General features: G+C 40.0%; 10 protein-coding genes. 8 read left to right on the forward strand and 2 right to left on the reverse strand.

All coding sequences use genetic code 11. The features are described from left to right. Positions 1–198: 198 nt before the first annotated feature. From rhaM to GD597_RS06805, 3 genes are read left to right on the forward strand one after another with little or no spacing between them, the layout of a single operon-like run. Positions 199–513 carry an L-rhamnose mutarotase gene (rhaM, locus tag GD597_RS06795; RefSeq protein ID WP_171607073.1) on the forward strand — a complete coding sequence of 105 codons (315 nt, stop codon included), beginning with the start codon at positions 199–201 and terminating at the stop codon, positions 511–513. A gap of 10 nt (positions 514–523) precedes the next feature. After that, entirely contained in the window at positions 524–1,798 is a 1,275-nt protein-coding gene (locus GD597_RS06800; protein ID WP_171607074.1) for a sugar isomerase, read from the forward strand. After that, positions 1,798–3,168 carry an FGGY-family carbohydrate kinase gene (locus GD597_RS06805; protein ID WP_171607075.1) on the forward strand — a complete coding sequence of 457 codons (1,371 nt, stop codon included), beginning with the start codon at positions 1,798–1,800 and terminating at the stop codon, positions 3,166–3,168. The genes GD597_RS06800 and GD597_RS06805 overlap by 1 nt, the downstream gene beginning before the upstream one ends. A gap of 291 nt (positions 3,169–3,459) precedes the next feature. Here GD597_RS06805 and GD597_RS06810 read toward each other — a convergent pair whose 3' ends face one another. Then, the gene (locus GD597_RS06810) at positions 3,460–5,340 is read right to left on the reverse strand and encodes a M1 family metallopeptidase (RefSeq protein WP_171607076.1); all 1,881 of its coding nucleotides are present in this window, start codon (positions 5,338–5,340) and stop codon (positions 3,460–3,462) included. 363 nt (positions 5,341–5,703) lie between these two features. Between GD597_RS06810 and GD597_RS06815 the strand changes: the two genes are divergently transcribed. Together GD597_RS06815 and GD597_RS06820 are read left to right on the forward strand one after the other, a co-directional pair. After that, a complete protein-coding gene (locus tag GD597_RS06815) occupies positions 5,704–6,585 on the forward strand; it encodes a cupredoxin domain-containing protein (protein ID WP_171607077.1) in 882 nt (293 codons plus the stop codon). Between the two features lie 236 nt (positions 6,586–6,821). Further along, positions 6,822–7,613 (forward strand): 3-keto-disaccharide hydrolase, encoded by a 792-nt coding sequence (locus tag GD597_RS06820; RefSeq protein ID WP_171607078.1) that lies wholly within the window; start codon positions 6,822–6,824, stop codon positions 7,611–7,613. A 125-nt stretch (positions 7,614–7,738) separates the two neighbouring features. On the opposite strand, the gene GD597_RS06825 is transcribed toward GD597_RS06820, so the two are convergent. Continuing rightward, the gene (locus GD597_RS06825; RefSeq protein WP_171607079.1) at positions 7,739–9,100 is read right to left on the reverse strand and encodes a GH1 family beta-glucosidase; all 1,362 of its coding nucleotides are present in this window, start codon (positions 9,098–9,100) and stop codon (positions 7,739–7,741) included. A gap of 303 nt (positions 9,101–9,403) precedes the next feature. On the opposite strand from GD597_RS06825, the gene GD597_RS06830 reads away from it, so the two are divergent. The 3 genes from GD597_RS06830 (at position 9,404) to GD597_RS06840 (ending at position 11,197) form a co-directional block, all read left to right on the forward strand. Further along, positions 9,404–9,841 carry a hypothetical protein gene (locus GD597_RS06830; RefSeq protein WP_171607080.1) on the forward strand — a complete coding sequence of 146 codons (438 nt, stop codon included), beginning with the start codon at positions 9,404–9,406 and terminating at the stop codon, positions 9,839–9,841. Between the two features lie 142 nt (positions 9,842–9,983). Beyond that, positions 9,984–10,529, forward strand: a complete 546-nt coding sequence (locus GD597_RS06835) for a hypothetical protein (RefSeq protein ID WP_171607081.1) — start codon at positions 9,984–9,986, stop codon at positions 10,527–10,529. A gap of 167 nt (positions 10,530–10,696) precedes the next feature. Further along, a complete protein-coding gene (locus GD597_RS06840) occupies positions 10,697–11,197 on the forward strand; it encodes a hypothetical protein (RefSeq protein WP_171607082.1) in 501 nt (166 codons plus the stop codon). Positions 11,198–11,554: the final 357 nt, after the last annotated feature.

Below are 11,554 nucleotides of genomic sequence, written 5' to 3' on the forward strand. Positions count from 1 at the left end.
TATGGAATATAATGCAGCTTTTACCGAAGCGTAGTTTCTGCTATACCTGGTACAGAGAATATTATAAACGAGTTACAAAAGTTACCCGGTTTATGTTGTATTTAAAAAAGCCCATAAATGGTTGGAACGTACAAGTGAGTGACACAACCACAGCTGCAAAAAGAATCAATTGTTTGTCCCCAAAAAATAAAATTCACCATGCACCGTATAGCATTTAAAATGAAACTTTTTACAGGTTGCGAAGCCGAATACAAACGCAGGCATGATGCACTTTGGCCCGAATTGCAACAATTGCTTAAAGATGCGGGCATAAAAGAGTATTCTATTTTTTTAGACGAAGCAACTAATATATTATTTGGTTACCTTACCATATTCGACAAATCAGCTTTAGACGATTTGCCCAATGCACCTGTAATGAAAAAGTGGTGGGCCTATATGAAAGATATAATGGAAACCAACGAAGATTTTTCACCGGTAAACATACCATTGCAGGAAGTTTTTTATTTGCCATAAACAAGATTGTATGCAATTAGACAAAAGTGCTATTGAGGCACACAACGAATATCTCATAAAAGATCATGAGCGCAGGTTTAATTATATTGCCGCAGAGGTACAGGATGTAGAGGCATTGCTGCAAAAACTCATCGATTTTCAGGTAGCCATTCCCAGTTGGGCATTGGGTACAGGTGGCACCAGGTTTGGCCGTTTCCCCGGTGGTGGTGAACCCCGTAACCTGGAAGAAAAAATAGAAGATATTGGCTTGCTGCATGCATTAAATAATAGTAGCGGCGCCATATCATTACATATTCCCTGGGATATACCGGAGAATGCCACACATATAAAAGCACTGGCAGCACAGCATGGCCTGCAATTCGATGCCATGAATTCAAATACATTTCAGGATCAGCCGGGGCAGGCATTTAGCTATAAATATGGCTCTATGCAGCATGTAAACAAAGCTGTTCGCCAGCAGGCAATAGATCATAATATTGAAGTGATTAAGTATGGACTGGATTTGGGCTCCACCTCACTAACCGTATGGCTTAGTGATGGCTCTTGCTTTCCTGGTCAGTTAAACTTTAGAAATGCTTTTCAAAATACATTGGAAAGTTTGCAGCAAGTATACAGTGCATTACCTGATGACTGGAAAATGTTTGTTGAGTATAAGGCTTTTGAACCCAATTTTTATTCCACTACAGTTGGCGATTGGGGGCAATCATTATTATACGCCAGTAAATTAGGCAGCAAAGCCTATACGCTGGTAGATTTGGGCCATCATTTACCCAATGCCAATATTGAGCAGATTGTGGCTTTATTATTAATGGAGGGCAAGCTAGGCGGTTTCCATTTTAACGACAGCAAATATGGCGATGATGATTTAACCGTGGGCAGCATAAAGCCTTATCAGTTATTTTTAATTTTTAATGAACTGGTAGAAGGGATGGATGCCAGGGGCATGAAACATGCCACTGACCTGGGTTGGATGATTGATGCCAGCCATAATGTAAAAGATCCGCTGGAAGATTTACTCCAATCAGTAGAAGCCATAATGATTACCTATGCACAGGCTTTGTTGGTAGATAGAAAAAAGCTCGCCGAAGCGCAGTTAAATAATGATGTGGTTACCGCACAGGAAATACTGCAACAGGCATTTAGAACCGATGTAAGGGCGTTAGTAGCAGCAGCGAGGTTAAGAAGCGGTGGTGCATTAAACCCCTTAGCCTTTTACAGGCAACATGATATAAGAGCTGGTTTAATAAATCGTAGAGGTAGTAAATCAATGGCAACAGGATTGTAATGACTAAAACCCCCACCATAGCCATATTTGATATTGGTAAAACCAATAAAAAATTATTGTTGTTTGATGAACAGTACAATGTAGTATTTGAGCAAAGTATACAATTACCCGAAACTACAGATGAAGATGGCTTTCCCTGCGAGGATATTGCTTTGCTCACCCAATGGGTAAAAGACAGTTTTAATGCTGTTTTGCAAATGCCGGCATTTACCCTAAAGGCGGTGAATTTTTCGGGCTATGGTGCCAGCTTTGTGTATATAAACAAGGAAGGAAATATTATAGCCCCGCTGTATAATTATTTAAAAAGCTATCCTCCGCTATTACTTGAAAAATTTTATACAACGCATGGTGGCGAAAGCCTTTTTGCAAAGCAAACCGCTTCTCCTGTGTTAGGTAGTTTAAACTCGGGCATGCAGGTATACCGCTTAAAACTGGAGCAGCCCGCATTATTTGCCCAGGTAGCATTTGCGCTACATTTACCGCAATACTTAAGTTATATACTTACCTCCAAACCGGCTACCGATATAACCAGTATTGGTTGCCATACCAATCTTTGGAACTTTCAAAACAAATGCTATCACGAATGGCTGGCAAAAGAAAAGATATTACCTGTGTTTGCCCCAATAATGCCCGCAACAACTGCGGTGCCATTTACCAATAATGATAATGAATATATTGCGGGTATTGGTTTGCACGATAGTTCAGCAGCCCTCATCCCTTATCTGGCCAGTTTTAGTGAACCCTTTATTTTATTGTCAACCGGTACCTGGAGCATCAGTTTTAACCCATTTAACCATGAAGCATTAAGCGATGTGGAATTACATCAGGATTGCCTTTGCTATATGTCGTACATGGGTAATCCCATAAAAGCCTCAAGGTTATTTGCCGGGCATGAGCATGAAGAGCAGGTAAAGCGGCTGGCAGCCCATTTTAATAAGCCCTATAATTATTTTACCACGGTGGTTTGCGATAAGCAAATACTCAGCCGCTTGCAACAGAAAAAAAATACGGTTATGCAGTCGGCTGGAAGTGCACAGGTAGCTTCCTCGGCCTTTGCAAAACGTGATTTGCAATTGTTCAATACGTATGAAGCAGCGTATCACCAATTAATTGCTGATATTATGTTGCTGCAGGTGCATGCTATCAAACTGGTATTGGCCAGCACCAAAGTAAAGCGCATATTTGTAGATGGCGGGTTTAGCAAAAATCCTATTTATATGCATTTGCTGGCAAAGGCATTTCCACGCATAACAGTGTATGCAGCTACTGTAGCACAGGCTTCAGCATTAGGTGCCGCCATGGTATTACACGAGCACTGGAATACAAAAGCATTGCCCAATAATTTAGTTCAACTGCAGCAATACCCTTAAGTCTTTCTCCAATAATATATCCAGGTAATTAGACAACTGTCTGCAATTTGAAGCCAGGCATTGGTTTGCATGGCCGGCTTTACTTGCGTCGCACACTTGTACTGCAGATGATTAGGCAACAAAATAAAGGTAATCAGGGTGGCAATCGGCAGGCTTTTAGCAAAAAAATCTTATTTAAAAACAATACATGTAGTGATAAAGATAGGAGGGGGTGTAAATGTAAATAACCAGCACAACGCCGGTTAAAAAAGAACAGCCACCGCTAATCAACGGCAGCTGCAATGCTTCTTATTATTTTATAGAAAAGTAATTATCCTGCTCATTAGCGTCCATAAAAATACCTCCGTCCAACTGTATGGAACTTATTTTCCTTTTTGTGGCAATACTTACGCTGGTCTGCAATTGATTTATGGCCCAAATAGCCGGTGTTTGATGAAAAGATTCTTTGGCGCCATCATCATAAGTACCAATTATATCAACGGGGGCCGGCATGCCTCCAATATTTTTTAAGCTGATCTCGTAACCCTTTTTATTTGGCCTGGCATCACTAATTGCCAGATCGATATAATTATTGCTAAAAAACCAGCTGCTCCAGAACCAGTTTAAATTTTGGCCTGCCACATCGTTATAGGTATAAAAGAAATCCCATGGTATTGGGTGTTTTCCATGCCAGCGGTCCATATAGGCATGTAGGCATTTTTTAAATAGGGCATCGCCCAGCAAGTCTTTCATGGCCAGGTAACCAATAGATGCTTTTCCATATTCGTTATTGGAGAATCCCCTTCCGGTTAGAGCATCACCCGGTGTTATAATAGCAATATCTTCCTCTGCAGAGGGATCGTTTATCCAGCTAGCGATTCGAAACTGTTTATACAACTCTTCTGCAGCTTCTGCACCCAGGTCTTCCCTGCCAATCAAAATTTCAAAGGTGGTAGCCCAGCCCTCATCCATAAAGCCAAAGCGGGTTTCGTTAATGCCCATATAAAATGGCATATAGGTATGTGCAATTTCATGTTCAGCAACAAATCTTGAAAAAAGTGTATCACTATACGATTCATCATTCGCCATCATAGGATATTCCATTCCTGCATAACCCTGAAATACAGTTGTTTTTTCATAGGGATATGGCACTCCCGGCCAATTATGCGATAACCAGTTTAGTGAGTGTCTGGCATATTGTGCTACATAATGGTAATCAGATGCCGTATCGTTATAAGCTGCATTGGCCACGGCCCTGCGGCCGGTAGCATCGTCAACCACAACACTGCAACCATCCCATACAAAATGGTCGCTTAAACCAAAAGCCATATCGGGTATATCTGTTGCTGTAAACTGCCAGCTATTTATTGCATTTTGGCTGGTTACATTTTTAGCCAACAGATCTTGCTGCGTTACAATACGCACCGTTTCATCTGAAATAAACGACTGTTTAAAACGCTGCAAAATGGCAGGCTGTAAAAGCGTTTCCGGGTGTTGTAATGTGCCGGTACCCCAAACTAAATAATTTTTTGGTGCATTAATGGTAACCGTATAATCATTAAAATCGCTGTAGAATTCATGGCTATCCATAAAGTTCATTCTATCCCAGCCATTATAGTCATCATATACCGCCACACGGGGATAAAAATAGGCCAGAAAGTAGGTGGTAGAATCTATCATGCCTTCACGGCCACTTTGTTTTGAAATTTCATAGTGCCAGTCAAATGACAGTTGTACTGAATCGTGCGGGGCAAGCGGTTTGGGTAACCTGAAACGCTGCCAGGTAAAAACAGATTCATCGTCATCCCACGCTGTTTTTTTGCTATTTACTGCAAATGCATCTATGTGCATGCCACTGGTAAGGTAATCTTCGGCTGCACCCCCGTTTCGCGGAGCGCCTGGTTTGTGGATATTGAGAAAAAGTTTTATTACGGGCGACTTTAGCGTATCGGGACTATGGTTGATATAACTTATTGTTTCACTGCCTTTAATGGTTCTGTTAGGCGGCAGGGCATTGATGGTGATAGTATAGCGGCCATGGTTTTGCCAGTAATGGGGTCCGGGTTTTCCATCTTTGGAACGGGTGCCTTTATTATATGCCTGTTGTATATTCCTGGGCATGTATAAATCCTGGGCAAAGGTTGAATTAATGCTTATAAAAGCCAATAAAAAAAATAGTGTAATGCGGTACATAGCGTTTATTTAGGCTGGTAAGGTATTAAGAAAACAAATTTGTTGGCCATACTTGTGATAAAAGGCTGTATGGCTGGATACAGGTTTTTTTATTTAACTAATTGGTATTGAATTGGTTTTTATAACACCACTGTGGAATTGTTTTTTGGCAGATATTAAAGTTTTATTAAATGCGGAAATTTGCAAATGGTAAAAACCTTCATATAAATTAATGTTGTAACTTAAATCTTGAAACTGATTGCTGAATAGAGAACCTTTTGCCAAAGTGTGCGACGCAAGTACTGCTACATTCATGTTTCTATGCCCGGCTAATAATTGTATTTAAATATATTTCTACACATTCTAAAACCAACATTAACGATTATGAAAAAGTCATTACTTTTTGTCATGCTCCTAAGTTTTGTTTTGGGTACATCCAAAGCAACTATTATTACTATTAAGGTATCAGATTTTCAATTTAAACCTAAAACGGTAAATGCCGTGGTGGGCGATACCATTCAATGGCAATGGAAAAATGGTATTCACAATACCGTTTCCTTAACCATTCCTTCCGGCGCACCTGCATGGAATGCTGCTATGGATTCTGCACACAAAAAATTTAAGTATATTCTACAGGTATCGGGTGTGTACAAGTACCAATGCACTTTTCACTTTACTGTAATGAAAGGTACCATCAATGTATCGCCTTCATTGGCAGCTGGTTTAAACAGTTTTGCTATCAGCGATTATAATGCTGAGGCCCTGTTAAACTGGAAAACAGCTTCTTCAAAAGAAGTGTCTTATTTCTCTGTTCAAAAAAGCGATGATGGAGAACATTTTTCTGAAATTGCCAAATTAAAACCAACAGCTGCCAACACATTTAGTACGGCCGATAAAACGCCATCCTCAAGCAAATATGTGTATTACCAAATTGATATGGTTGATACCAAAGGCAACCACCAGTTATCGCCCATTCAAATGTATGTTAATAATAAAGTGGCGGCTTCCAAACTGGTTACCAGCCTTAGTCCAAATCCGCTCACAAAACCCGGCCATTTAATGTTACAGTTTAATGCCGATAAAGATGGTGAGATGCTGGTTAAACTATACAGCCAAAACGGCAATTTTATTAAGCAGGCAAAAATGAATGCCACCAAAGGCATTAATAACGGGCATTTTCATATTGGTGAAATGGCACCCGGAGCTTATTATATAGTTTGCACACTCGGTAATATTACCGAGAAGCATACCGTAATTATGAAGTAAACAATTGATTACACTAATAAAAAAGAGCTATCTATACAGGTAGCTCTTTTTTTTATTAAAGCATTTAAGGGCCAGGCTGTTTAGGCACTATTTAACTTTACTTGCGTCGCACACTTGTGCACTATAACATTCGGCAGCTAAGTACAAATGGACTATTAGTTACTATGGATAACTATGAGCCGCTTTCAGTTAAATATTGCCATCGTTATTGCGTATAAATCATTTACCTTTCCTTTATGAAATACATGCTTACCACACTACTTGTTGCCTGTTTATTTTTTAGTGCCAACGCCCAATATAACGGCAAATGGAAACAACTGTTTAATGGCAAAAACCTGCATGGCTGGCACCCCAAAATTAGCGGACATGCCTACAACGAAAACTTTGGTAATACCTTTAGCGTAGAAGATGGTGTAATGAAAGTACGTTATGATGCCTATGATTCTTTTAACAACCAGTTTGGCCATATTTTTTATAAAAATCCCTATTCCTATTATCTTATTGCAGTAGAGTATCGCTTTGTGGGCACGCAGGCCAAGGGCGGGCCAGGGTGGGCATATAAAAACAGTGGTATCATGATTCATTGCCAGTCACCGGCCACCATGCAAAAAGACCAGGATTTCCCTATTTCCATTGAAGTGCAATTGTTGGGTGGCGACTCTACCGGTCAGCGCTCCACCTGTAATTTATGTACACCAGGCACTAATGTTGAAATGAACGGCAAGCTTTTTACAGATCATTGCATCAACTCCAGCTCAGCCACCTTCCGTGGTGATGAATGGGTAAGGGCCGAAGTATTGGTATTGGGCGATTCTATTGTAAAACATATTGTAAATGGTGATACCGTTTTAACCTATAATAAACCCCAAATGGGTGGTGGCGTAGTAAGCAATTACGATGCTGCAATAAAAAAAGACGGACAGCTATTATCATCGGGTTATATATCGCTGCAAAGTGAAAGCCACCCCATAGAATTTAGAAAGGTAGAAATTATGGATTTGGAAAAATACTATAAGAAAAAGCAATAGTGTTTAATGCGCCCATTTTTTTACAAGTAAAACTGTATTTATACTGCCCAGCCATGGGCTAACCGTACAAGAGTGCGACGCAAGCGGTGCTGCGCAGTGTTACAAGAGTTGGGTACCCACAAACCCTAGCTATGTTGTAAAAAATCCCTAAACCAATAGCCGGAGTTTTTGATGGTTCTTAGCTGGGTATTAAAATCTACATGTATTAATCCAAAGCGGGTTTTATAGCCTTCGGCCCATTCAAAATTATCCATCAGGGTCCAGGCAAAATAGCCTTTTACATTCATGCCTTCATGTTTGGCCTTTAACAGTGCCTGCAGGTATTGCTGATGATAGTTAATACGCTCTGCATCGTTTACCACACCATTTTGCAACTTGTCTTTAAAAGCCGCACCACTCTCGGTAATAAAAATTTCTTTTACATTACCATATAGCCAAAATCGTTTTATGATGCGGTAAAAACTATCAGCATTAATTTCCCAGCCCATAGCGGTATGGGGCACTTTGCGGGTAACGGCTTTTACTTCGCTGGCCTGTATAATGGGCATAAGCGCATTGTATTTAACCACTACCGGAAAATAATTTTGCAGCCCAATAAAATCAAAATTAAAATGCATACGTTCGGTATATTTCCAGGCATGGTTATGCATTTCCAGTTTTTCCATAAACTTAAAATCGTCCCGTGGATAACCGCGGCCAAGGGCAGGTTCTATAAACAGCCGGTTGGCTAAAATATCTACTCTTTTAGCAGCTTGTTTATCTTCTTCGGTATCGGTAAATGGTATTATTTCGCTGCACGAAAAAGTAGTACCAATATGTGCATTTGGAACCAGCGCCCTTAATACCCTGCCACCCTCTGCAGTTGCCATAACGGTGTGGTGAATGGCGGGTAAAAAATTGGCCAAACCAGTTTTGCCCGGTGCATGTTTACCCAGCATATAACCCAATGATGTAAAGCCGGCCGGCTCGTTCATCACTATCCAGTTTTTTACTTTATCGCCATACTCTTCCGCGCAAACGGTTACAAAACGGGCAAACCATTTAATAATGTTATGATTGGTCCAGCCGCCCTCTTTTTCTAACGCCTGCGGTAAATCCCAATGATATAAAGTAATATAAGGTGTAAGACCAAGTTGAATACATTCATCAATTACTTTATGGTAAAAGGCAAGACCCTCTTTATTGGTGCGGCCCATGCCTTCGGGCAATACCCGGCTCCACGATATCGAAAACCTAAACACCGAAAAACCCAGTGCCTTGGTAAGTAGTAAATCATCCTTATAGCGGTAATAAAAATCGCAGGCATGGGTGGGTTTGCCGCCCTCTTTAATTTTGCCCTGGCGGCGGGCAAATACATCCCAAATAGAAGGGCCGCGGCCATCTACATTCCAGGCACCCTCATTTTGCTGGGCAGCCATGGCTACCCCCCAAAGAAAATCTTTTCCAAAAGCACTGGCAGTAATCGTGTTTTTTAAATAGGCACACATGTTTTACAAAGCTGGTGTAAATGAATATTATTTCAATGTTAAACTATTATTACCAATGTGTTGTGTTTATGCAAAATGAGCCGAGCTGCAAAACAAGGATGAAGCCTGGTTGCGTCGCACTCTTGTGCGGTTGGATAGTTGATTGGACTTTTGCCGCAGCGGAGATGGAGGCAGATAACTATTGTGATATTGACCAACATCTGTGATGCTTTTTAATTTATGAGCGTCAACAAAATTGGCTTTAATTCTTATCTTCAACCATAACAAGGAATCAACTTTATTTGTAACCCGGCCTTTGAGGCCATGATGGCATTTGTTATGTATACTTCCTTTCTGAATATCAAACAAAAAATTGCACTTCATTCCTTCGGTTATGTTTTAATTTTATTGCTTCTTCTTTTTGGTTCGATGGCTGTAGATGAAATACCAATTGCCATGTATTCAATTATTGGCTTGTTAACCGTTAAAATATTGGAAATCATTTTTAGCCGCAGAAAATATCTCTCTTCTATTGTGGAGAATGATGTTACTATCACCATCAACTATTATAACAGAATATTGGTTGGAAATTCCATTACAATCGAAAAAAGAGATGTAGAGGTTGTTTATATTAAAGAAGTTAATTGGTGGTATGGTAAAATAGATAAAATTAATTTTTCAAACGGAAAACAAGATTTCACCTTTTGTTGCATTGATAAAAAGGTAAAGGGGATTGCCCTTGCAATTGTTGAGGAATCATAATTGATTATAAAAATGCAATCATTGCCAAATTTGTTGACCAGCTGAAAATCTTTTAAACTAACAGCCAATAGAAGCACCCAAAAACCTAAAATACCTTAGAATAGATTAATTTTGGCTTGATACCAACCGAAAAAAAGCCATCATGAAATTTTACCTTTTAGTCCTTACCTGTTGCCTGAGTTTGCATACATATGCTCAGGTAAACAAACCAAAAAAGCTACAAGCCGGAATAGAATTGGATGTGCTTCCATACGCTACTGGTGGCTATTTTGGAGCCGGCTGGTTGGGTAAAGATGTGTGGCGGGTAAGGGCACTCACTGCTTTTGTAAAAAAGCCTGACTGGTCAACCAAAAAAGAATTCTCCAATCACCAGATACATGCCTATGCATTGGTGGTAGACCGGTTTTTAAAAAAAGATTGGAAAGGCTGGTGGGCCGGTGCTGGTGTAGTATACTGGAACAGCACTATTCAAACGGATGCAAAAATACAAACCGCCCAATTTAATAACCTGCTATTGAATGGAAGTATTGGCTATAATATTACCCTTTGTAAACATGTGTATCTCTCGCCGTGGGCCAGTTTAAATTTAAAACTGGCTGGTGATAAAAACGTACTGGTTGATAATAAAATCTATACCCTCCCAACCATAAACTCGGAAGCCTCTTTAAAATTGGGTTATACTTTTTAAATTTGTTTTCCATTTTATGATATGCGCAATAGCATGGATATTGGAAATGATTAACCAGATTTGGGGGCATGGGAATCTGAGCGATAAAAGTTGAGCAGATATTTGCCTGTGTGCAAGGCGGGTACAACGTTACCAACTAATTATTTGTAAATTGAATAAACAAAATTATGCGAGCACTACTTTTTATATTGTTGATAAGCGCCATTTGCCTTTCCTGCAAAAAGGGTGCTGTAATAGAAAATCAGACTGGTGAAAAACTGGAGATTTATTTGCTGAAATCTTACCGGTTGGTTACAGGTAAATGCCAGATAGATGAAGGTACTGCCGTTTTGCAGGACACGGCAATGGTAAAAAATCAAGACATATTAGAATACTTTCAGGCAGCATATCAATTTACATTGTCTGACAATTCAATAAAGCAATTGAAAGCGTTGAATGATGGGACACCATTTGCGGTAGCTGTTGATAAAAAGGTAGTTTACTTTGGTATTTTAAAGCCCTCTTATTCAAGCTCCACCTGTGCTAATTCAATTACAATGGATTACGTGGGGGGATATAACAAAGTAACCATGAATCTCGGCTATGCCGGAACTGATATCAATATAGACGACCAACGTAATAATTCATTATTAATAACAACACTTTCCAATCAGGGAAAGTTGAGATAGCGTTCGGCATTGAGATGAATATTGCCGGAAAGCAGAGTGGGCACGGCACCTTTCGCAATTGGTTTCTTGTTCAAAAAGGTTTGTGGGGTTGGGAAGCTAGCCTGAATTTATTTAATCTGTACCACAAATTCCAGCCAAGGTATGCAGCTATTCATTTAGCAGCCATATGTACTTCTACCTTTACAAATGCAATTATTAACAAATGAAGTGCATAACACTACACACTCACCAGGAGGCCCGGTAACGAGTTAGGAGTGACGGCCACATTTTTTAATTTCCACCTCGATAAAAGCTGCATAAAGTACCTGCAGCACAAGAGTGCGACGCAACGAATGTTTGATGCCTTAGGTTTTGCCG

It is taken from the genome of Limnovirga soli (assembly GCF_013106755.1).
In the GTDB taxonomy this organism is placed as follows: Bacteria; Bacteroidota; Bacteroidia; order Chitinophagales; family Chitinophagaceae; genus Limnovirga; species Limnovirga soli.

Bases quoted from the DNA above. Each gene is read 5' to 3' on its own strand.
- rhaM (WP_171607073.1), top strand. From the start codon at position 199: ATGCACCGTATAGCATTTAAAATGAAACTTTTTACAGGTTGCGAAGCC.
- GD597_RS06800 (WP_171607074.1), top strand. From the start codon at position 524: ATGCAATTAGACAAAAGTGCTATTGAGGCACACAACGAATATCTCATA.
- GD597_RS06805 (WP_171607075.1), top strand. From the start codon at position 1,798: ATGACTAAAACCCCCACCATAGCCATATTTGATATTGGTAAAACCAAT.
- GD597_RS06810 (WP_171607076.1), bottom strand. From the start codon at position 5,340: ATGTACCGCATTACACTATTTTTTTTATTGGCTTTTATAAGCATTAAT.
- GD597_RS06815 (WP_171607077.1), top strand. From the start codon at position 5,704: ATGAAAAAGTCATTACTTTTTGTCATGCTCCTAAGTTTTGTTTTGGGT.
- GD597_RS06820 (WP_171607078.1), top strand. From the start codon at position 6,822: ATGAAATACATGCTTACCACACTACTTGTTGCCTGTTTATTTTTTAGT.
- GD597_RS06825 (WP_171607079.1), bottom strand. From the start codon at position 9,100: ATGTGTGCCTATTTAAAAAACACGATTACTGCCAGTGCTTTTGGAAAA.
- GD597_RS06830 (WP_171607080.1), top strand. From the start codon at position 9,404: ATGATGGCATTTGTTATGTATACTTCCTTTCTGAATATCAAACAAAAA.
- GD597_RS06835 (WP_171607081.1), top strand. From the start codon at position 9,984: ATGAAATTTTACCTTTTAGTCCTTACCTGTTGCCTGAGTTTGCATACA.
- GD597_RS06840 (WP_171607082.1), top strand. From the start codon at position 10,697: ATGCGAGCACTACTTTTTATATTGTTGATAAGCGCCATTTGCCTTTCC.